This is a genomic window from Mycoplasmopsis synoviae ATCC 25204 (assembly GCF_000969765.1).
Lineage (GTDB): Bacteria > Bacillota_I > Bacilli_A > Mycoplasmatales > Metamycoplasmataceae > Mycoplasmopsis > Mycoplasmopsis synoviae.
Map to the genome: position 1 here is coordinate 544,195 of NZ_CP011096.1, position 23,981 is coordinate 568,175.

Below are 23,981 nucleotides of genomic sequence, written 5' to 3' on the forward strand. Positions count from 1 at the left end.
GGACTTATATTGAAAATTAGTGAACTAAAAGACTTAATTAATCAGAAATTAAATATAGTTTCGGTTATTTCTAATTTTATTTCACTATCTAAAAAAGGAAATAACTATATTGGCCTATGTCCTTTCCATGAAGATAAAAACGCCAGCCTAACTACTAATGAAACTAAAAAAATTTATAAATGTTTTTCATGTGGTGAAGCTGGCGGAATTGTAGAATTCATTCAAAAGTTTAAAAAAATAAGTTTCATGGAAGCGCTTAAAATTGCAGCCACCATGGCAAATATTGACGAATCTGAATTTAGTTTTTTAAATAAAGAATTCAAGCAAAACTTCACCTATGATCAAATTAAAATTTACGATCTACTTGACTTTACAAATACTTTTTATAAAACTAATTATCTAAAGTCAGAACTTGCTCGAAATTACGCCAAGGAAAGAAAAATAGATTCTCCGCAAATCCGACAGCGATTTGACATCGGTTTTGCGGATAATAAAACTAAAGAATATTTAATTGAAAATGATTATCAATTAAATGAATTAAAAAACGCCGGAATAATTAATGAAAATTTCAATTCAATAATTAATAACCGGCTTACATTTGGAATTAGAAATCAAGACGGAAAAATTGTTGCATTTTCTGGAAGAGATTTAACAAATAATTCTAGTGCTAAATATGTTAATTCAACTGAAAATTTAGTTTTTAAAAAATCAAGCATTTTATATAACTATCATAATGTTAAAGACGAAATTTTTAATAAAAAAGAAGTTTATATAGTTGAAGGCTTTATGGACGTAATTGCATTTTATAAAGCCGGAATAGAAAACGTTATTGCAATTATGGGAGTTGAATTATCAAGCGCTCATATTAATCTTTTAAAAGGTGTTAAAATTAATCTATTTTTAGATAATGATCAAGCCGGTAAAATTGCAACATATAAATTAATTAAGAAGTTAGCAAATCATAATAATGTCGTTTCTGTTATAAAAAATACCTATAACAAAGATGCCGACGAAATTCTTCTTTCACAAGGTAAAGAAGTCTTAATTAAAATGCTAAATGAAAATAAAGTTAGCGCCATCGATTTTGCATTTAATTCATTGTTTGAAGATTTTAATTTAGATAAACAAAAAGACTTTAATAATATCAATGAATTTTGCAGAAAAATTGATGATACATTTGGCCTTGCGCCACCATCCATAAAAAACTATCTAACTTCTTTAATTAAAGAAAAACTAAATTTTGATTATAAATTTAAAGCAAGTTTTACTCCAAGAAGTTTTTCTGAAAATAAACCTGTATACAAACCTAAAATAAATGAGAAAAATCTTCTTATAAAACTAAAAGCTGAAAAACGTAATGAATTATTAATTATGCTTTTATCAAATCCAGATATGATTAATTATTTCTTTGATGATTCACTTAAATGAGAATTATTAACCCAAGGAACTTCAGATGACTTTTATAGTCATTATGAAAAAAATATAAGCATAAAGGATAAATCTAAAAGCGATCAAATAAAAGCTGGTATTGTAAATTTTTTACATAAAAAAATTTATAGTGAACTTAGTAAAACTTATTTAGTTGATGAAAAACAGTTATTAGATTTAATTAAAAATTACGTTGATCAAAATTGAGATTATTGAATTCTTAAAGACAAAGAAAACATAGATACAATTAATCAAATAAGAAGAATAACTAGACTTCTCACCATGAGTTATTTAGATATTCAAAAACCAAAAAGGCTTAATACAAGCGTTTTTATAAATAAATTACAAAACATCAAATCACTAGCAGAAGCTTGTGAAAGTGATGAAAAATATATTAAATATTTGAAAGACAAAAAATAATGGCAACACCAAAGAAAGCTAAATTAAGTACTACTTCAAAAGTAAAAACAGAATCAAAAAAAGTTGTAGCTAAAAAAGCTCCAGCTCCAAATGCAAGGGTTAAAGCAGAACCTAAAAAAGAATTAAAGACTGTTTCAAAAGCAAAAACAACTAAAGCTACTCCTAAAAAAGTAGAAATTAAAAAAGCTGCGCCTATTAAAAAAGTTGCAAGTAAAAAAGTAGAAAAATCTTTTAGTAAAAAAGCTGCTTCTGTAGCTAAAACAAAAGCAGTTAAAAAAGCTCCTGCAGTTAAAGTAGAAAAAAAAGTTGCAGCATCAAAAGCAAAAGTTAGCGAAAGCAAAACTAAAAAAGTAGAAGTTAAAAAACCAGCTGCAAAAACTACTTCAAAAGCTAAAGCAACAAAAGCTCCAGCTGCTAAAAAAGTTGCTGCAAAACCTGTAGCAGTTAAAAAACAAGCAGCTAGCACAAAAGTAAAAACAACAGAAGTTAAAACAACAAAAAAAGCAGTAGTTAAAAAAGCTGTAAAACCTGCTGTTAAAAAAGCTGCACCAGCTGCTAAAGCTAAAGTAGAAGCAAAAGAAAAATCAAAGGCTAAAGTGGCTTCTACAACAACAAAAAAAGTAGCAACTAAAGCTTCTGCAAAAACTGCTAAGGTAGAAAAAAAAGCAGCTCCAGTTAAAGCTAGCGTAACAAAAAAAGTAGCTCCTAAAAAAGAAGAAAAAAAAACTAAAACTACTACAAAAAAAAAGCAACTAAAAACTAAAACAACTAAAACTCAGGCAAAAAACAGCACTTTAAACACTAAAACATCTGCAAAACCAAAAACAAAAGAAGTAAAGAAAGCTAGCAAAGCTTCTGTTTTTACATCTGCAAAAGCACAAGAAAATGAAGAACTTTCAGATAAAGAAATTAGCTATAACTTAATTTTAGATCAGCTGAAAAAAAGTAAGCCACATCAGAAAAAATGAAAAGTTGAAGAAGTTTTAGAATTCATTGAAAGAAAAAAACTTGACATTGAAGAAGAAGTAGTTGATGAGCTATTTGACTTCTTTGCGCAAAAGAATTTATTTAAAGCTGATGAAAATATAGTGTCTTCAGAAAAAGATTTAAAGGAAGAATTTGAAGAAGAACTAAAGGCAGAAAAAAAATCTAAAAGTGCTAAAGATTTAAAATTAAATTTTAACGCAGATTTTGATGATGATTTATTAGATGAAGACGATTCACCACTTTTTGATTCTTATGATGACGAAGAATTTGATGATGATTTTATCGAAGATGAAGAAGTCGATGTTAATCTAGAAGAATACGATCACGACGAAGAAGAAGACGAAGAAGAAGATGAAAAATTAGAAGAAGATGACGAACTTGATTTTTCATTAGTAGCCTCTGATGATGATCTAGATGAACTTGATTTAGATAACTTTTCACCTGATGAAATTGATCTTCAAATTGATGAAGAAAACAAGAAACAAGATCTTTCAAATAAACTAACCGAAACAACCGATATCGTTAAATGATACATGCGTTGAATCGGTAAGTATGGAAAACTTTTAACTCCTCAAGAAGAAAAAGATTTAGCTGAAAAAATGGACAAAGGTGGTTCAAGAGGAAAAAGAGCTAGAGATCTAATTATTAAAAGAAACCTTCGTTTAGTAGTTAACGCTGCTAAAAAATACAAAAATAGAGGACTTAGCTTTATTGATTTAGTTTCTGAAGGTAATGCCGGTTTATTAAAAGCTGCACAAAAATTTGACATCAAAAAAGGATTTAAATTCTCAACATATGCAACTTGATGAATAAGACAATCTATTTCTAGAGCTGTTGCCGATCAAGCTAGAATTATTAGAGTGCCTGTTCATATGGTTGAAACCATTAATAAGATTTATAAAATCGAAAGAGAAATCCAACAAGAAAATGGTGGTGAAATAATCGATGAAGAAATCGCAGCAAGACTTGGTGGAAAAAGCAAAAAATATGATGCATCATATATTAGATACATTAGAAAAATAAACACAAGTCCTATTTCATTAGATAAACAAGTCGGAAAAGAAAACGATTCATTCTTTGGAGACTTTGTTAAAGATGAAAGCATTATTAGCCCTGTTGAATTTGCCGATAAAGAAGAACTAATTACCAAAATTAATTACTACGTAGAAAAACTTCTTAGCGAAGCTGAAGCTGATTTAATTAAAAGATATCACGGAATCGGTTACGATGCAAAAGGTAATCCAGTAAGATCAGCTACTCTTGATGAAATTTCAAAAGACTTCCGCGGTGAAGGTAAGAAAATTTCTAAAGAAAGAGTTCGTCAAATAATTACTAAAATTTACAAAAAACTAAGAGGATATCCTGAAGTTGTTGAGTTATTTGAAAACTTCATAAAATTTAAAAATGAAGATTAAAGAATTAGCCTCATTTTTAGAATATTTATATCCAAAAGATAACGCCGAAGAATGAGATCCAGTTGGATTTTCACTATCATATAAAAACATGCTAGTTAGAGGCGTTATAACTTGCCTAGACGTTACTAAAGAAATCGTTAATTTTGCAATTGAAAATAACTACAATTTCATAGTTTCTCATCATCCGTTTTTATTCTATGAAGATCTGAACGAAGAGCTGAATACTTATTTTTACAAAAAAGAAATTTATGAATTATGCAAAAAGCATAAAATTTCTTTATTTTCTCTTCATACTAACTACGATAGTGATAAAAATGGAACCTCATATCAAGTAGCCAAGTTTTTAAATTTATTTGATAGTCCTGCACATAAAGAACTTAAAACAGTTTCTAAATATGCTTACTGTTTTAAAGATAATTTAAGCGTTAGTGAGCTTGCAAAAGCAGCAAAAAATAGCTATAAAATTGATTCTTTAGCGACTAACGTTAGCGATTTAGATGCTAAATTTAATTCATTTTGCATCATTGCCGGAAGCGGAGCTAGCGAGATATCTCAGCTAAAAAGACAATACAAAATTGATCTATTTTTAAGCAGCGATTTTAAGTGAAGCGATTATTTATTTTATGATCAATCTAAGATAAATTTTTTAGAAATAGCTCACCTTCAAGAATCGGTTTTTGCCCTTGATTTAGCTTGACTTTTAAATCAGCATTTTCCAGATTTAAAAGTCAAAACCATTAATCAAATAAGCCTGCCATACAAGGTAATATAAAAATTTGCAACAATGCAAATTTTTTATATTCAATTGTTTTTTAGACGTAAATTTTAAGTAAAATTGCACCTAAAATCAGTGAAATTCCTAGGAAAAACATGAAGTATTTTAGGAATTTTTTTATTCCTCTTTCCTTAGAAACTTTAAATAATTCCAAATCACTAGAACCAACTAACGCTCCAGAAAATGAGTTAGAATCAGGCGACATTAATAGTGAAACTATCATCACACAAACGCCAATTAAAACTAAAAATATAACAAGAGTTAACATTAGATTAATTTTACTATTTTTTTAGTAATATCTGCATTTTTGCATAAATATAAATTTTGAAATTTTTCATAGCTTTCCGATATTTTGTGATACTATTTCAATTTGCATAATTTAGTATAATTTATTCAAAAAATAAACATATGTTTTTTATAGTAATAAATTACTATAAGAAAGGCAGAATAATATGGAAAAGAAAAAACTTGTTAAGGGTACAGCATTAGCCCTTCTTTCTACCGGAGGGGTAGCAGGACTTATTGCTATTGCTGTAACAGAAGCGCCAGGTTCATCAAAACCTATTCTTAAAGTGGATCCAGGATCACGAGAGGAACACAAAATAGAATATGAAACCATAGTACAAAAACCTGGTTCTGATAAAGACGACAAGGAAAAAAATGGCAGATCATATGAAGACTTACTTAATGGTGATGCCAATAGACTTTTCAACGGTGATAATAACCAAAGAACAGAAAAGCAAATATCAAAAAAGTTAGTTTTAGCAAACGATAAAATTAACTATATCGCGCTAGGTGATTCAATTGCAGCTGGTTTTGATGGAAGTCTTGATAAAGACTATCAAGGTCAAAAAGAAGAATCAGGAGCAATATCAGGAGTTGGATATCCTGCATTTTTAGCTCGTCTTCTTAATGGCGATAACAACAGAGTTACAGATTTTAAAAACTATGCAGTTTCAGGAAGTAGAATTTTAGATTGAATTAATCTTCTTGGAATTAACTACGGAACTCAAGATGCATCTCAAGTAGCAACTCAATTAAGTCAATACTTTGGAAAAGACTACCAAAGCGTAGCAGAGGATTTAAAAGCTAGACTTAAAAATGCTAATCTTGTAACTATTTCTTTAGGTGGAAATGATTTATTTTCACTTGTTTTTGAATCTCTAAAATCTCTAAATTTATCATCACTGGTTGAATCACTACTTGGAGATAATCCAACATATTCTGATGTAATTGGCGCAGTTAATAACTTATACAAAGCCATCGTTCCTGAAATTAAAAAGCGTTATGTAACTCTTCTTGCTAACTTAAGAGTTTTAGCTCCTAAAGCTAACATTAACATCATCGGTTACACAATGCCTTTCTTAAGACTTAAAAAGACAATCGATAGCATTCTTGGAAACTTTTCAGGAATGAATATTTCTGTTTCTGATACATTACTTTCATATATCAATGGCCTTTTAAAATCACTTGCTCAACCAAATAACGATATTTACTACGTTGATACATGAAATAGTGATTTCTACAGTCAAAACGCAAGATTATTAAGTGATACTTTCCTTGATATTCATGGAAACATAAACTCATACAAAAGAATGGCAATGGATATTTATCTAAAACTAACCACAGCTAATACTAACTTATCAAGCTATGGAAATTCTAGTTATGATTTCACTGAAAAATTCATCAAAAGCGATCTTACAACCCTTAACTATCAAATTCAAGTTAATAATAAAAATTTAAATTCAATTTTTGGAGCTAATTCATTAACATACCTTAACAACAAAGGTATCTACGAGCTGCAAGCATTAAGTAAAAGAAATGTAGGTAATTATCCAAATCGTATTTTTGAAATCGGTAGACAGCTAAATTACGTATTTATCGACTTTTTAACCAGTTTAATCTACACCAATAAAGCTGGTTCATCAAGCAAAGAAAATGCTGATTTAATTAAGCTCTTAATGCAAAAAGATGAATTTGGTAATTACAAAATTGCCTCACTAATTGAAAGCATTGCAAGATCTAATGGTGTTCAAAACATTTTAAATAACATTCAAAATGAACTTGATGAATTAGATAAACAAAATAAATTAGATTTAAATTCACTAATTAGAGTTTTACTTAAATCAGTTTCTAGAGAAAGCGATGTTGTTTCTTTAGTTAAAGCAGTAGTAAGTAGTGATTTCGTTGACCAAAATTCAGATGAGCTTTCACAAAAAATCGGAGCTTGACTTACAGCATTTGCTAGAGACTTTAAAGGACTAGCGATTAATATCGCTACTAACTTTGTCGCTAGATCTCAAGTAGGAGACTTTGTTTCAGTTGAAGATTTAAAGCTTTTAATTGAACAATTTTTTGACTCACCTAGCTTTAATAGCCTACTTAAAAACGTAGTTTCAGCTGTCTTTACAAATAAAGCATTATTCAAAGACGCTCAAACTTATGACGATTTAGCTAGAGCAATTTTTGGAAATAAAGAAATCAACCAAAAAATTGCAAACGATTTATATGAACTTCTAAAAGCTACATTAAATAATTCAAGCTTTTCAAAACTAGTTTCAGAATTTGTCTTTAAATTCCTACAAAGCCAAAAATTAGACAATAATCTAACCCAAGAAAAAGTTACTAAACTTGTAGCTGATTTATTAAAATGAACTAACTCATACAACAAACTTAACGATCTTCTAAAAGGCGTAGTTGCTACTTATCTAGATTCAGTTGCAACCAAAGGACTTAACACTTCACTAGAAGCTGTATCTAATTTAGCTCTTACTTCATTAAGAAAAGAATTTAATTCTGTAGAAGAATCTATCACTGGAGTAGTTAACTCACTAGCAGAATCTAATTTAGTTACCGAAAATAAAGAAACACTAAAAACTTTAGTAGCTAATTTAGTTAACGGATTAAATAACGTTTCACTAAATAAACTGCTAAGTTTATTCTTAAAAGATGAAGGCAAATTAAATTCATTCCTTACAAATAAAGATTTAAAAAATCTATTTTCAGTAGTAGCTGATAACGATCAAAGTAAGAAAATCTTAGTTCAAGTAGTTAGCGATTTAATTGATAACTTTGATAAATTCAAAAACGCAAAAACTACTGATGATTTATTCAAAGCAGTTCTTGGTAGCCTTAACTTAGATAAACTACAAGAAGAATCAAAAGATTTTATTTCTAATCTACTTAAAAATCCTAGCTTCCAATCTTCAGTATCTGGATTGTTAAGTAATGCTTTAGGAAGCACATTAGCAGAAGATCCTAAAGTAAAAACTCTTCTTGATAGTTTAGTTAAAAATCTTCCTACATTACTTGAAGGAATTAATCTAGATGAAAAATTCCTAGAAACTACTTTTGGTGTATTAAAAGAAGCAAAACAATCAAATTGAGGACTAGAACAAACCTGAAATAAACTTCTAGAAAATGCTAATTCTCAAGTTACAAAAGTTCTAGAAGGAAATCTTTCTAACCTTGTAACAAAACTATTAACAGATAGCGAAATAAGCAAAGACAAAGATTCACTAAATAAAGTAATTTTTGGATTATATAAAAACCTTAAAGATAGTGATTCTTTAACTAATTTAATAGTTTCACAAGTTGAAAATCTTTCTAAAACTACACCACTACTAAATGGGCTTTCAAAAGAAGCTTTAAAAAAAGTAGTTACTTTAATATTAAATTCACCACAAACTGATTCATTAGTTAAAAAAGTAATTGAAAGCTTAACTAAAGATACCGAGTGAACCTCGCTTCTAGATAATCCTTTAAAACTAGTAGAACATTTACTTAAAGATAAAGACTTTGTAACAGCACTAAAAGATCCAAGTTTAGAACTTCTAAAAACTTTAGTTACAAACTCAAACTTTAACTCACTTGCAAGCACGCTATTAACTAACTTATTAACCCAATATGGCGTTACTTTAGATCCTGTTAAATTAAATAGTTTATCTTTATCACTTACTAATGATTTATTCCCATTCTTAAAAGATAGCGGAATATTAGATAAAGCTACTAAATTCTTCTTTGATGATTTAGCTAAAACACAAAATCTTCTAAAAACTGTTAATAATTTAACAAGTAATTTAGCATCACTTGTTAATTTTAGTGATTATTCAGTATTTAAATCACTTGTAAAATCAGATTTCTTTAAAAATCAAAAAAGCACAATTAAAGATATTACAAAACAAGTTGCAACTTCACTACTAGCTAATGAAGATTTTGTAAAAAATAATTTATTAAGCCTTGACGTTGTTAAAAAACCTACAACTAGTTTTGGGCTTTTAGATGACGCTGCTTTAAAACTACTTAAAGCTGTTTTCAATACACCAAGCTTTAAAGAAACAACTAATTTACTTCTTGATAAAGTATTTGATTCACTAGATAAAATCGATTCAACAAATTCATATCTAGACTTATTAAAATTAATATTTGGTGATGACGACTTTAACACTAAATTCGTAACTGCTTTCAAAAAAGCTCTTGTTGACTTCTCACAAGATCCACAATTTAAAACACAAGTTGCTAGTGTATTAACTTCAATAGTTTCATCAGATAGCAAACTTTCAACTCTTCTAGATAAAATAACCGATAAAGAAGGATTTTTATCAAGCTTAGTAGGACTAGTAAAACCTTTAGATGAAAATCTTGATTTAGTTTCATCTACTTTAAATTTAGTGCTTGCAAAACTTAAAAACGCATCATCACTTAATTTAAATATGCTTACTAGTGAAGTATTAAGCAATTTAAAATCATTATTAGATTTAGGAAGCCAAGAAAAAGTTGTTAATCTGCTAAAAGCTGTATTAAACGATCCTGAAGTTCAAAAACAAAAAGATAACTATGTTCAATTTGTTAAAAACGCAGCTAAATTTGCTCTTAATAACTTAGACGTTACAAATCTAGTTTGAGATTCGCTTCCTCAAGGATTAAAAAATGCATTAACTTCAGCATTTGTTTCTGAAGGAACACTCAAAGATGCATTAGAAAAAGTTCTTAAAAATGAAGCGGTAGTTGATTTAGTGGCAAATGCAACTAAATACTTCTTAGATAATCCAACATCACTTAGTGACGCAAAAACATATGTTGATGTATTAAAAACATATCTAAAAAATAATAAAAATACTCTAAAAGCTGATTTATCAAAATTAGTAAATGTTTCTTTAAATTCAACTGAAGTTAAAAAAGCAGTTAACGAATTTCTTTGAAATCTATTAAATAAAAATAATTTAACAAATGGAATCACAAAAGAGCAATTAGAAAAACTAACCAATGACGTACTTGCTTGATCAGGTAGTTATTCTAAATTTGAAACTTTATTTGATTCATTAGTTGATGGATTTGTAAATGGATACTTTACAGGAGCTGGATCAAGTGTTGATTTAGTTTCACTAGTTACAAATTCACTAAGCACAAGCTTTGGAAATCTTCCTGATTTTGCAGCAGAAGTTTTATCTTCTCTTGCTGGATCTAGTGCATTAACTGAAAACAAAGATGTTCTTAAAAAACTATTAAGTAATGTTGCTGATAATTTATCAACATTTAACTTAGAATCACTATTATCAACTCTTGTTAAAAATACACCAGTTAATGATTTCGTATCAAATAGTGATTTAAATAAACTATTAAATATAGTATTAAGTACAGAACAAAGTAAAACCTTATTAAAATCACTTCTTGGAAGCGTTGTTGATAACCTAGATTCACTTAAAGGTGCAACAAGTGCAAACGATTTATTTACCAAACTACTTAAAGTAGTTGACTTTGATACTCTAAAAACTCAATCAGAAAACTTCTTCTCTAATTTACTTTCTGATACAAAAATGCAAGATGCGTTATTTGATCTTGTTAAAGGATTCTTAAAACCTGCAAAATTAGAAAACTATAAAGACGCTCTAAAAGCATTAAGAGTTTTAGTAAAACAACTTCCAGAATTAGTTAAACATTTCAGTTTAGATAAAGAATTTATCGACCTTGCATTTAATACTTTAAAAAATGCAAAAGATAAAAATCTTAACCTAGATCAAACATGAGCTGAGTTATCTAAAAAATTATCTGAAAAAGTAAATTCACTTCTTGGAACTAAATTTAAAGACATTGCAAAATGACTTCTAAATAATGCTGAAGTAAATAAAAACAAAACTGGATTAAATAATTTATTATACGGTCTATTTACTTTTGCAAAAGATAAAAACTTATTAAATTCACTTCTATTAAGTCAATTAAAAAAACTAAAACAAAGCAATCCATTATTTAATAATGTATCAAGCTCTGCTTTATCAGGTGCTTTAACTACTTTATTAAATAGTTCTGAATTTAACGTTGTTCTAAAAAATGCTTTAGCATTATTAACCAAAGATTCATCATGAGTTGATAAATTAAATAAACCTCTTGATTTAATTAATCACTTTGTAAGTGATGATAAATTTGTAAACACCTTAAAAACACAAAGTCTTAACTTAGTTAAAACTCTTTTAAGTGATGCTAACTTTAAATCAGTTTTAAGTCAAATATTAACTAACCTATTAAAACAATACAAACTTAATTTAGATGCTTCTAAAGTTAAAGCATTAGTTGACTCACTTTCAACTGATTTATATGCATTCTTACAATCTAATTGAATTCTAGAAAAAGTTAACACTTTCTTCTTTACAGATTTAGCAAAAACCAAAAATCTATTAACTACATTAAATAATTTAACAAGCCAATTTAGCAGCTTCTTTGATTTAACTGATTACAATTTATTTAAAAAATTAGTAACTTCAAAATTCTTTAAATCACAAAAAGAAACTCTAAAAGACCTTGTAAAACAAGCTTCAACTATACTTCTTAAAGATGCTAACTTTGTAAAAACAAATTTACTTAACTTTGAACCAGTTAAAAACCTAGTTTCTTCATTAGGACTTTCAAATGATTCAGCTGCTAAGGTATTAAACCTTGTAGTTAGCGATTCAAAATTTGCAGAAGCTACAAAACTTCTAATTGATAGAGTATTTACTTCACTAGGACAAGTAGATAAAACTAAATCATACTTAGATCTATTAAAAGAAGTATTTAATGATTCAACCTTCAAAACTAATTTCGTATCTAAATTCAAAGATGCGCTATTATCACTTACACAAAATTCAGGCTTTAAATCTGAAGTTTCAAAAGTGGTTCTTTCAATTATTAATAAAGATCCAAAACTATCAACTTTATTAAATAATGTTACAAACCAAGAACAATTCCTTTCAAGTGTAATTGGACTTTTTAAACCTCTTGATCAAAACTTAAATCTTGTATCAAATGTTGTTAATTTACTACTTGGAAAATTATCAAATCCACAAAAACTTAATTTAAATTCAATTCTTGCATCAGTTACAAACGATTTAAAATCAGTAGTTGACTTAAGTAATGAAAAAACATTAATTAATTTACTTAAAACTATTCTTAAAGATAGCGAAGTTAAAAAACAAAGAAATAACTACGTTCAATTTGTTAAAAACGCAGTTGACTATGCTGTTAAGAATTTAAATCTTCCAGAATTAGTTTGAAATAATCTTCCACAAAATGCTAAAAACTTATTAAATAGAGAATTTGTTTCTAAAAAAGAATTTAAAGATCTATTATCAGCTGTTTTAAGAAATAATTCAACAGCTACTTTAGTTGCAAACTTTGCAACATACTTCTTAAATAATCCTAATTCATTAGATAATGCAAATTCATTAGTTGACGTTCTAAAAACATACTTAAAAGCTCAAAATTCAAAATTTAAAACTGATTTAAATAATTTAGTTAAATCATCATTAAACTTAACTGAATTCAAAAATGCAGTTAACGATGTTTTATGAAAACTATTAACCAAACATCAATTAACTACTAATTTAACTAAAGAAAAAGTTGGAAAATTAAGCGGCGACTTACTTGCATGAGCTGGAAGTTATGATAAAGTTGGTGAAATTTTAAATTCAGCAATAAATAAATTCCTTGATCTATATGCAAACGATAGAAATAATAACAAAAACTGAGATATATGACATCTTGTAAATAATGCTGTTACTTCAAAATTTGGAAATGTAACTAGCTTTGCAACAGATGCACTTTCATCATTTGTTAAATCAAACGCAGTAGAAAATAATAAAGATACTCTAAAAACTTTATTTACTAATGTAATTGATAAATTAGAAAGCTTTGACTACAATGCATTATTAAATGTATTATTAAAAGATAATCCAGTTAATAAATTTGTTTCAAGTTCAGATTTAAATACCTTATTAAAAGCGGTATTTAGCAACGGTGCAGCAAAAGAATTACTTAAAAAACTTGCAAATAATTTAGTAGATAACTTTAAAGAATTTAAAAACGTTAAAAACCTTAATGATTTACTAACTTCATTATTAAAAGCATTAGACTTCAATCAATTAAAAGTAAATGCGCATACATTATTTGACAGTCTTTTAGGTAATGAAAAAGTTCAAAACGCATTAGTAAATGTTGCTAAAAACTTTCTTGCACCTGCTAAATTAAATTCTGATACTAAAGTTATAAATCACTTAAAAGTTATAATTGGAGAACTTCCTAGATTATTAACTAAATTCCGCTTAAATGTAGATGTTGCTGTTAAATCACTTGAAAATTCAAAAAACAAAAAAACAACATTAGATCAAACTTGAAACTCAATGCTATCTGACGTTAGCGTTCAAGTTGAAGTAATGTTTAAAACTCAATTTAAACCATTAATTAAATGAGTATTAGACAATAAAGAAATTTCAAAAGACAAAAAATCATTAAGCAAATTAGTATATGGAATCTACGTATTTGCAAAAGATAACCATGTATTAAATAATGCAATTTCATCACAAGTTGATAACTTAACTAAAAACCTTGATCTATTAAAAAATGTTTCAAAAGATTCATTAGTTAAAATGTTAAATACACTTTTAAATAATTCTGATTTTGATTCAATTGTAAAAAGTGCATTTGACGTATTAACAAAAGATTCAAGCTGAGTTGATTTACTTGATGATCCAGTTAAATTATTTAACTACTTTGTCAAAGATTCAACCTTCTTAACTAAATTAAAAACACCTGCATTAAACTTAGTTAAAACTCTAGTAAGTGATAACAACCTTAAAGCAGTATTGAAAGTAGTATTAAATAACTTCTTAAATAAATACGGTGTTAAAGTAGAACAAAATAAAGTTGATAAGTTAGTAGATTCACTAGCTAAAGACTTCTATCCTTTTATAGAATCAAACGGAATCCTAACCAAAGTTACTGATTTCTTCTTTAAAGATTTACAAACAACCAAAAACGTTTTAACTACATTCAATAATTTATCTTCTAAATTAGTTGAACTTGCAAATCTAAATGACTATACAGTTTTCAAAAACTTTATTTCATCTAACTTCTTTGCAGGTCAAAAAGATACCATTAAAGACATTGTTAAGAAATTAATTACAAACCTTTCAAATAATCCTGAATTTATTAAATCTTCATTATTAAACTTTGGTTTTGTAAAACAATTAGTTTCACAATTTAACCTTTCACAAGACACACTTGCAACAACTCTTCAATTAGCTCTGAAAAATGAAAGTATGCAAAAAGTTGTTAATACTTTAGTTGATAGAGTATTTGCAGCAACAGATTCAATTAAATCTACAAGTTCATACAACGACTTATTAAAATTAATATTTAACGATAAAAGTGTAAATGCTACTTTAGTTAAAGATATTAAAGAAGCTCTTCTTGGATTAACTCAAGATTCAAGTTTTAGAGATCTACTTTCAAATCTTTTAGTTTCATATGTTGATAATGATCCTAAACTAAAACCTTTATTTAAAGGAATTAACGATAAAAAAGGTCTTGTTGGAGCACTGCTTTCTGTATTAAAACCTGTAGATAAGCAATTAAATCTAATTTCACCATTCTTAAATAAATCACTTGAAGAATTATCAAAAGCTTCAGCTCAAACTGATTTAAACAAAGTTGTTCAAGTATCATTAACTGCTTTACAAAATGTATTCTCTAAAGATAACGAAACTAAAGTTGTTAATTTATTAAAAACCTTAATCAATGAAAGAGAGTTATTCTTAAATAGAATTCAACTTTCTACATTGATGAAAAACATGATTAAACAAATGCAATCAACATTTGATTTAGGAACCATGTTATGAAATGGACTTGATTCAAATCTAAGAAATCAAGTTCAAGACAAAGCTCTTGATCAAGGCGTATTTGTTAAATTTGTAAATACAGTATTCCAAAACGTTAAACTTGGTGATCAAGCAGATAGAATCTTTAACTATGTATTTAATACAAGAAAAAGCAATCCTTTAAAAGATGTAACCACATACTTTGGAGTGTTTAAAAAATATGTTAAAGATAATCAACATGCACTTGTAATTGATCTTCAAAACTTTATTTTAGATGCTGTTAAAAATCCAAAAGTTCAAGGTGCATTAAATGATGCTCTTTGAAGTGTATTAACTAAATGAGGAATTAACAAATCAAAAGCTCTAACAGATGCAATTTTAAAAACAACCAGTAATTTAAGTTCATTCCTTGAAAGCACTCAAATTCCAGTTCTTCTTGGAAAAATGATAAGAGATGCAGTATTAAAATCATCTAACTTTACTGAAGTTGCAAATCAAGTAAATGCTACAATGAAAGATTACCTTCCATTTAATGACTTTTCATTTGTGGCTAAAATCTTAAGAAACGCAACATTTAGCAATAACAAAGCATTATACAAAAACGCAGTTAATGACTTATTACAACAAATTTTACGTTCAAGAGATAGTGTTAAACGTATTGCAACTAAATTAAATGTAGCTAGAATTTTAGGATTTAAAGACGAAACTAGAGTTAACGAATTGGTAGCTGGTGCTTTATCAGATAGCCACGTTAGAAATTTAGCAACAACATTTTCAAATTACATTCTAGATAGAATTACCGACTTTAGCAATGCAAATTCATTTGGTGAAGCTATAAATAAATTATTTAGAGAAAATTCACAAGTATCAAATTACGTTAAAAATGAAATTATTGCTTGAGTTCGTGATTTAATGACCAGCAAAGACAAAAAAATTTATGATGGAATTGCTGCAATATTAGTTCAAAAACTAAACGAAAATAGATGAAAACTTAGAAATTCAGATATTCCTGTAATTTCAAACTTCGTTCAAGGATTTTTAGCAGGTGTTGCTAAGAATTCACCAAATAATGACTACGCAAGTAGAATTATCGATTCAGTATACCAAGCGGTAAAAAATGTTGACTATACTAAGAGTGAAAACATCATGCAAACCATGACAAGCTCACTTAAAGAAGGACTTGTTGCACTATTTTTAACAAGCGACAAAAAAAGTATTTCACTTAATTCTATTCTTCGTAAAAAAGATTGAGTGCAAACTATTATTTCAAGTATTGGAAACCAAAACTACGTTGCATTTATAAACTTATTATTTGATAGAAGTGACTCAAGAAGAAACACAGGTATTTTCCCTGAACTAAGAAGAATTCTAACTCCTGAAGAATATGCAAGCCCACATCAAGGTGGATCAAACTCAGGAGGAGCAGCTGCTGCGCAAGGTTATGGACTTAGTCTTGATACCAACTTAATATGAGCAGTATCACAAGGATTTAAAGAATTCATTGGAACATTCTTTATTCCTATGTGAGAAGGATTATTCAACGATTATATTAAATTAAGCTATAATGCTAGAAAAAGCTTTGATTACAAAAACAATGCCAACTATAAAGCAATGTTTAGGCTTTCTACTTTATTCTTATGATTCCTTAGAACTCAACCTGGAATTTCAAATTACATGTATTGATCATATGCTAATGCGTTTACAGTTTCAAACTTCGTAGCATACGGTCTTTGATGAGCACAAGATGAAGTTCTAAAACGTAAATACAGCAATGGTAGATCATATAGAGATAACATTTTAAGAAGCCGTCCAAGTGATAGACAACTAAAAACAATCGGTATGGAATACTGATACAATCACGCTAGATACCACTGATACTACATCTTCGGTTACACTGAAAATGTAAATATATATAATTATCGTCCTAGTCAAATGCTTGCTTACGTATACTACGAAAACAAGAAAAGATTTGACAGAAACTGAAGATCATTTAAAGTTTCATACATTCTATATCTAGCTCTTGAGCTTGGTAGAATGCCAGAAAATGCAAACGACTTCAAACTCAAAAACTGATAATTAAAACCAAAAACAAAAGCAGAAATGCTTTTGTTTTTTTGTCTTTGTTATGTTTACAAATTTAAAAAAAGGCAAAATAAAACCTGCGTTTCCAAGTTGTAATGAAGAAAAAAACGAATACGCCTTATTTATAGCTGTATTCGTTTTTTGCGCTTTTAAATTACAATGATAGACCATCAACGGCATATTGAAAATTACTATATATTTTGTTTAATTGCTTATGTTCTGGGTCTAAATTATTCTTGATTTCACTTACAACTTTACCATTGACAGTCTTTTTTGTGATTGTTATAAGTTTCAATGCATCTATAAACATATTCATTGTCAGTTTTTGGATCTCTTCATTATCTTTATAAAATTTCTTTAATTTATAAATGCAATATTTCAAAACAATTAGAGACAAAAAGCATATGAGTTCGAATCTCATCGACGCTACCCAATTATGGAATATGCCTAACTGTTAATTGGACCTATAGTTCAACGGTTAGAGCAACCGACTCATAACCGGTTGGTTACAGGTTCGAATCCTGTTGGGTCCACCATGGGTGATTACCCAAGCCTGGTTGAAGGGAACAGTCTTGAAAACTGTCAGGGGCTTCACGGGCCCGCGAGGGTTCGAATCTCTCATCACCCGTCATTCGTTTTCTAACGAAAACGCCAAAACAAATTTATATATCGCGGAGTGGAGAAGTTTGGTATTTCGCAGGGCTCATAACCCTGAGGTCATTGGTTCAAGTCCAACCTCCGCCACCATTATGGTCCAGTGGTAAAGTGGTTTAATACGTCTCCCTGTCACGGAGAAGATCGCGGGTTCAATTCCCGTCTGGACCGCCATGGCTCTATAGCTCAGTTGGTAGAGTAACGGACTAAAGCTCCGTGTGTCGCTGGTTCGATTCCTGCCGGAGCCACCATATCAAAGTATAACTTCGTTTCAAACGAAGTTTTTTTTATTATTTTTAAACAATAAATAAATTAATAAATTTAGTATAATTAGTACTGAACTTTATTTTTATTTAGATATTTTATTAATAATTAAATAACTGAGGTTTTATGAAAAAAATTATTGTTATAGGTATGGGAAATGTAGGTACTACATTTGTCAATATAGCTTTAGCTAGAGGTTTGCAAGCAAATTTTGTTTTTGTTGATAAAAATGAAGAAATTTGCCAAGCTCATGTACATGATTTTCAAGATATGATTGCTCTAATGCCTCGTAATAATTCTACTTTTAAGGTAGGCACATTATTACAAGAAGCCAAAGACGCTGACATAGTAATTGTTACTGCATCAATTCCTGCTAATAAAGATTTTAGTGATCGTTTAAAACTAGCTGAGGCTAATTCAAAATTAATGAAGTCTTTTGGTGATCAATTAAAAGAAGCTAAATTCAAAGGTATAGTTATAGTTGCGGCTAATCCTTGTGATGTTATGGCTTCAGTATTTACTTATGCGTCAAATTTACCATTTAAAAAAGTTATTTCTACAGGAACATTGTTAGATTCCGCACGTTTTAAAAAATTTATTGCTCAAAAATTTAATGTTAATGCTGATTCTGTACAGGCAAGTATTTTAGGAGAACACGGTTCAAGCGCTATTCCTCTTTGATCTACTGTAAAAATTGGAGATGCTACTTTAGAAAATTTACTTAAAAGCAAGAAACTTAAATCTAACGAATTAAATCAAATATTAAAACAAACTATTGATGAAGCTTTCTATATTTTTTCAAGAAAAGGCAATACTCAATTTGGTATTGGAACATCTTTATATGAAATTACTGATGCTATTTTAAATAATAAAAAACAAGTAATGAATATTGGTGTAAAATTACCTGCTAATTACAAAAACGCAGGAATTTATATTTCAATACCAGTTATTGTTGGAAAAAATGGTTATGAGTATTTAAGTGTTAAACCTAATTTTAATAATAATGAATTAAAACAATTTGAAGCATCAACATCTCATATGGCTAAAGTGCATAAAGATACTTTAAAATTAATAAACATTGATATGGATTTTGAATAAGTATTAAACTTATTCTTTTTTATTTTATTTTTGAAAAACAATAATTAAAAAACTGCTTATATAGCAGTTTTTTAATTATATTATTCGAAAGAAACAATAGAATTATCAGCGCTATTATTAAAGCCTGCAGGTTTTACTATTGCTTTTTTATTAAATTGTCTAAAAGCTTGTGAATTATTTAATACTTGAGCCATTGTTTCATTATCTACATAAACTGTTTGGAAAACATCTTTTCCTGCTTCGATTAAGCAATATAATTCTCTACCCCAATTATCGCCTAAATCTATGGCATTACCTTTTATATACAAGGTATTAACTTCTTGTGGAGAAAGAAAATACAATTTTGGTCTTTCAGGACCTTTAAATAATAATGCGGTTCATTGTTGCTCGTGCAGAGTTTTAGCATCAGTTTCAAATACGTTTGTTCTATTATAAAGAGTTAATTTTTTAAATACTCTAGTGTTAAAATTCATGTCTTTTAAATTTCTAATTTCAGGTAAATTAGAAAAATCTAAATAAGTAGGTCATGAACCATCACCAAATGCTCCTTGAAAAATTCTCTCGCCATATCTATCTTTAAGAGCAATTTTAAGTCCTTCATTAATTTGATCTAAGGTCATGCCTTTATCAAATTTTAAGGTATTAAATACTATAGAACCGGGCATATTTTTATTATTAGGTTGGACCGTAGAAGTAGTGATTGATTCATGATTGTAATCAAAAGTAATATTTTTTACTCCTCTTAAAGCATATGGATTAATACCTCAATCATCAGCTACTGTATTGCTTGAATTATATAAATCTAATTCTTGTATTTTTTTATCTTTTAAACCAATTAATGATGAAGTGTCTTTAGCTTCAAAGAATAAAGTTAATTTTTGTATTGAATCTGGCATTTGAGCTAATATTTTGCTAAAATCTTGATATTTATCAATTAAGCCCATATTTCTTATAACTATACCATCCAATTTTTGTCCGGCTTGTTCTGTTTTTTTCAAAAAGTTAAGGAAATTATTATAACCTGCAACATTTGATGCATCTAAAACAGCTATTAAACGATTGCCTTGAACTTTACTTTTGGCAAATTCGCCTTCAGGTGTATATTGTAAAACAGTTATACCAATGTTACTTCCTGCTCCATATTGAATAAAACTATTAGTTGCGTCTTGTTTTTTAAAACCTTCATAATCTAAATCACGAATAACTTTAGAATTACGTTTATATTCACTATCATATGCAAAATATCTATTTTGATGATTTGATATCATTCTATTTCTTACTACATTATCTGAATGATCTATAAAGGTTCAAGAATTACCAGTATAACCTCATTGAATATTTGGCACCATACCTTTAGCTAAAAATTTATCTAAATCTCTTTCAATATTAGCTCACATATCTTTAAATTCTTTAGGTAAATTGTAAGCATCATTGATAATTTGAAAACCTATAGCTTTAGATTTTTCGCTTGTAGTTCTACCATCATTATTATATAAATTTTTTAATAAAAGTGTTCAATCCTTTTTGCCTTCATTTTTTGTTGCTGCACCTAATTTTCTTATTTTATAAATTGCATCGTTAATTTGTTCAATTTGTTCATTAGTAAATTGTTCTGGTAAATCTTTAGTTAAATTAACTAAAGTAGACACTGCAGTTTTAATAGTTTTAGTTTGTTCTTCTGTTAATTTGCCAACAGGATTTTCTTTAGGTTTATCAATAGCAAAATCAAAATCCGGCAAACTATCTATATTTACATATCCAGGATTAGAATTAGGTAATAATTTACTTACATCAGGTTTTTCAGGTTTCGCAGGAGGTTTAGATTCCACAGGAGGTTCAGGTTGAGGATTTTCTATTGGTTTAGTTACATCACTAAAATATTTATTAGATTCTTCTGGGTCAGGTTCAGGTTCCATAGGAGATTCAACTTGATTTTCTTCTTTATCGTTAACTACAGGAGTTATTGTTTCTTCTTTTATTTCTTTTAAATTGTTATCTTTATTTGAGGAATTAATATCATCAGTTTCAACATTTTTTAAATTTAAAACTGATTTATCACCTCTTGAAGCAATAATAACATTTAAATCTCTAGCTTTATCACTAGAATTATCAATTATAACTTTAGCCGTTACTGCTACAGCAACACCTAAAATACTAATAGCACCAAAATTAATTAATAATTTAATCTTTTTTGCTTTTATCATGCTTCCTCCATAAAATAATTAAAATTTTATTAATTTTTGAATTTAAATTCTTCTGGAATTTTATTTATTCCATTAGGGAATAATGCTGTTTTAATATTTGCGTTTAATGACTCTAAGGCTTGACGGTATGAAGTTCTTTGATTTTTACCACCACCATAAATTAAATCATATTCTTCTAATTGGTATTTACCATAAAAACCATTGTAACTTTCACCTTCACTTCTAAAAGCTTGAGTAAATGCTGTTAAAGAAACACCGGCTCCATCTGCTGTAGCAAAGTTAATACCAATTAATTTATTATCAATAGTTCTTACACTTGAACCTGAAGCCCCACCTAATGGTTGTCATGAATTAAGAGAATAACCTAATCCATAATTAGTATATTGATTACCTTGATATTTTGACTCAGTATCTTTTATAAAATTATAAACATAACCGACATTTTTTTCAGCTTGAATTAAAGGATTAGAAATAGTAAAATCAGTAATTCCGGGCATATTTAAAAAGTTTCTAATACTTAAAGTAGGATTCAAACTACCGCCGTATTCTTTAGTTCCGATAATACTATTTTCTTTACCTTCAGCTATATAAATTGGTTTATTAATTCATAAACTTTGACTACCTTCTTCTAATTGATCAACAACAGTATCATAAGTTTTTTCTAAGTGATTATCAGTTGAAGAAATTGGGAATCCCACTGAAATAAAGTTTAAACTAGCTTTTTTAGCATTTGTTTTTTGACCATTAGTAAGTGTAACATCATTAATAATAGCTTTCTGATCTTCTTCATAAGTTGCTTTTAAAGATTTAGAAATAAAACTAATTTGATCTTTTTTCTCTCAATTTGCATAATTTGAAGTAGCTATTTTAGCTAATTCTCTGGCATTTTCTACAACATTTTCTTGATCGCTTGTTGGTTGTAAAGTATTTCTTGTAGTATATTTGTAAGTATCATTTACACCGCTTGGATGATTAAAATCAATTTCAAGAACAGCAAAATCGGCCGATTCTTCAATTTGACTAATTGGAGAAGAAGGATCTATATAATCTTTAGGACTTGTTTTAAGAAAATCTACACCAGCATAAACTAATTTAACTTGTTCTGGTTTAAAAGTAAATTTTTCTACAGTTGGAGCTACTGCATTAGTTCTTAATCATTGGTTTAAAGGAGTATTTTGATTAAAATGACTAATAACAATACTTGTAGTTTCTCCCAAGAAACCTCCTTTTAGAGTTTCTTGTGAATCTGATCAAGCTTTGCGATATTCAAAAGGTAATTTATTTCATTCTTCTAAAGTTTTGCTATCTTTTTCTTGATATGCAGCAGGTAAATCATTATCTTGGATTTTTTTAATTAAATTTTCATATTCGCTAACTTTAGCAGCATTGCCGTTTGTTTCAGCTTGTTGTTTTAAACCATGATATCTATTAACTTCAGCGTGCAATCTTTCAATTTTATCTAAATAATTTTTACTTATTTTTTCTCATTTAGTTTGTCCTTCATCAAAAGTTTTTTGAGCTTTTTCAAAACGTTTTTTTTCAGCATTTAAATCAACTATGTTAGTAAATCTTGAACCATCACTTTTAGCTTTCATAAAACCAGCTGCTACGTGAGCGTTAGTTGCTAAATATCATTTAGTAGGATAACCATTACTATCTAATTCATAATCTAAAATCCATGCAGTACCACGGTAAGTTAAATAAGCTTTTGAGATACCTTTGGGATTTTTTTCTAATTCTGAATTACGATTGAAAAATTCAATTGCATATGTTTGCATTGCTGCTTTTTTATAAATCTCATTAGGTAAATATCTTGGTAAACCACGATTACCTGGTGTTGAATTTCAATAAGCAGCTTTTGATGAATCTCTAATAGGATTTACATATAAATAATTATTATCATTAACTATAGAAAAATTTCTTAATAGAGCACTAGCATAATCAGGTTGATTTGCTGCTGCGGCTTTTTGATTATAAGTTTGAATTTGAGTTTCATTTAAAGCAGGAATGTTATAACGTTGAGAAATAATATTTTGCACATTTTCTAATCCACCATGTAATCTACTTAAAGCATTAACATAGCCCTCTAAATCAACTTTATTTTTTTCAGTTGTTGATAATTTTCTATATGCTTCAATATTATCAATAGCCAATTGTGGTTTTCCTGGTATATTAGTTGGAATTGTCGGATTAGTTGGATTAGTGCCTGGTAAGTTAATTGAAGGTCTTTCTGGTTGTACTTCTACTAAACCTCCGTGTTTATCGCTAGCTCTTTTTTCTTCGTCTGATGGAGTTGTAGGATTAGTTTTATCATCTATTTGTTTTTTAGAACTTGTATTTACACAAGCTACCATCAAAGGTGTTAATCCAGTTAACAACAAAACATTACCTAAAAGTAAATGTTTGAATTTTAATTTCATAATACTCCTTAAGAAAATTAAAAATTTTCTTTTATAATTATAATTCTAATGAATTATAAAAAGTTTAAGATTACTTTTTTTCTTGATCAAAATGCTGTTTTAAAAGC

At 28.2% G+C, this 23,981-nt stretch carries 8 protein-coding genes, 5 tRNA genes and 1 pseudogene; 10 read left to right on the forward strand and 4 right to left on the reverse strand.

The genetic code is table 4. From position 1 onward, the window contains the following. Positions 1-9 precede the first annotated feature (9 nt). Genes dnaG through VY93_RS02455 form a run of 3 tightly spaced genes read left to right on the forward strand, consistent with a single transcriptional unit; the run spans position 10 to position 5,022 of the window. Complete coding sequence (gene dnaG, locus VY93_RS02440) at positions 10-1,848, forward strand: DNA primase (RefSeq protein WP_020002875.1); 1,839 nt, start codon at positions 10-12, stop codon at positions 1,846-1,848. Then, positions 1,848-4,250, forward strand: coding sequence for an RNA polymerase sigma factor (locus VY93_RS04285; protein WP_020002874.1), 2,403 nt, complete (start codon positions 1,848-1,850; stop codon positions 4,248-4,250). Before dnaG ends, VY93_RS04285 begins: the two co-directional genes overlap by 1 nt. Beyond that, positions 4,240-5,022, forward strand: coding sequence for a Nif3-like dinuclear metal center hexameric protein (locus tag VY93_RS02455; protein WP_020002873.1), 783 nt, complete (start codon positions 4,240-4,242; stop codon positions 5,020-5,022). Before VY93_RS04285 ends, VY93_RS02455 begins: the two co-directional genes overlap by 11 nt. Positions 5,023-5,062: 40 nt before the next feature. Here VY93_RS02455 and secG read toward each other — a convergent pair whose 3' ends face one another. Further along, the gene (gene secG / locus VY93_RS04020) at positions 5,063-5,293 is read right to left on the reverse strand and encodes a preprotein translocase subunit SecG (protein ID WP_041352012.1); all 231 of its coding nucleotides are present in this window, start codon (positions 5,291-5,293) and stop codon (positions 5,063-5,065) included. A 184-nt stretch (positions 5,294-5,477) separates the two neighbouring features. Here secG and VY93_RS02465 point away from each other — a divergent pair, with 184 nt between their 5' ends. Next, complete coding sequence (locus tag VY93_RS02465; protein ID WP_020002871.1) at positions 5,478-17,228, forward strand: SGNH/GDSL hydrolase family protein; 11,751 nt, start codon at positions 5,478-5,480, stop codon at positions 17,226-17,228. Between the two features lie 160 nt (positions 17,229-17,388). On the opposite strand, the pseudogene VY93_RS04025 reads toward VY93_RS02465, so the two are convergent. After that, positions 17,389-17,640: pseudogene (locus VY93_RS04025) on the reverse strand (IS1634-like element ISMsy1 family transposase); the annotation flags it as partial. 54 nt (positions 17,641-17,694) lie between these two features. On the opposite strand from VY93_RS04025, the gene VY93_RS02475 reads away from it, so the two are divergent. The 6 genes from VY93_RS02475 to VY93_RS02500 all read left to right on the forward strand — a co-directional run bounded on the left by VY93_RS02475 (position 17,695) and on the right by VY93_RS02500 (position 19,250). Further along, positions 17,695-17,770: transfer RNA gene (locus VY93_RS02475), tRNA-Ile, on the forward strand. Between the two features lies 1 nt (position 17,771). Continuing rightward, positions 17,772-17,862, forward strand: a tRNA-Ser gene (locus VY93_RS02480). Between the two features lie 42 nt (positions 17,863-17,904). Beyond that, positions 17,905-17,981: transfer RNA gene (locus VY93_RS02485), tRNA-Met, on the forward strand. A gap of 4 nt (positions 17,982-17,985) precedes the next feature. Continuing rightward, positions 17,986-18,062: transfer RNA gene (locus VY93_RS02490), tRNA-Asp, on the forward strand. A gap of 1 nt (position 18,063) precedes the next feature. Beyond that, positions 18,064-18,139 (forward strand) — tRNA-Phe (locus tag VY93_RS02495). Between the two features lie 139 nt (positions 18,140-18,278). Further along, entirely contained in the window at positions 18,279-19,250 is a 972-nt protein-coding gene (locus tag VY93_RS02500; protein ID WP_011283600.1) for an L-lactate dehydrogenase, read from the forward strand. Positions 19,251-19,330: 80 nt separating this feature from the next. On the opposite strand, the gene VY93_RS02505 is transcribed toward VY93_RS02500, so the two are convergent. Beyond that, positions 19,331-21,454: a putative immunoglobulin-blocking virulence protein gene (locus VY93_RS02505; protein WP_046128344.1), complete on the reverse strand. Its 2,124-nt coding sequence runs from the start codon at positions 21,452-21,454 to the stop codon at positions 19,331-19,333. 29 nt (positions 21,455-21,483) lie between these two features. Continuing rightward, positions 21,484-23,874 carry an Ig-specific serine endopeptidase MIP gene (gene mip / locus VY93_RS02510; protein ID WP_046128345.1) on the reverse strand — a complete coding sequence of 797 codons (2,391 nt, stop codon included), beginning with the start codon at positions 23,872-23,874 and terminating at the stop codon, positions 21,484-21,486. Positions 23,875-23,981: the final 107 nt, after the last annotated feature.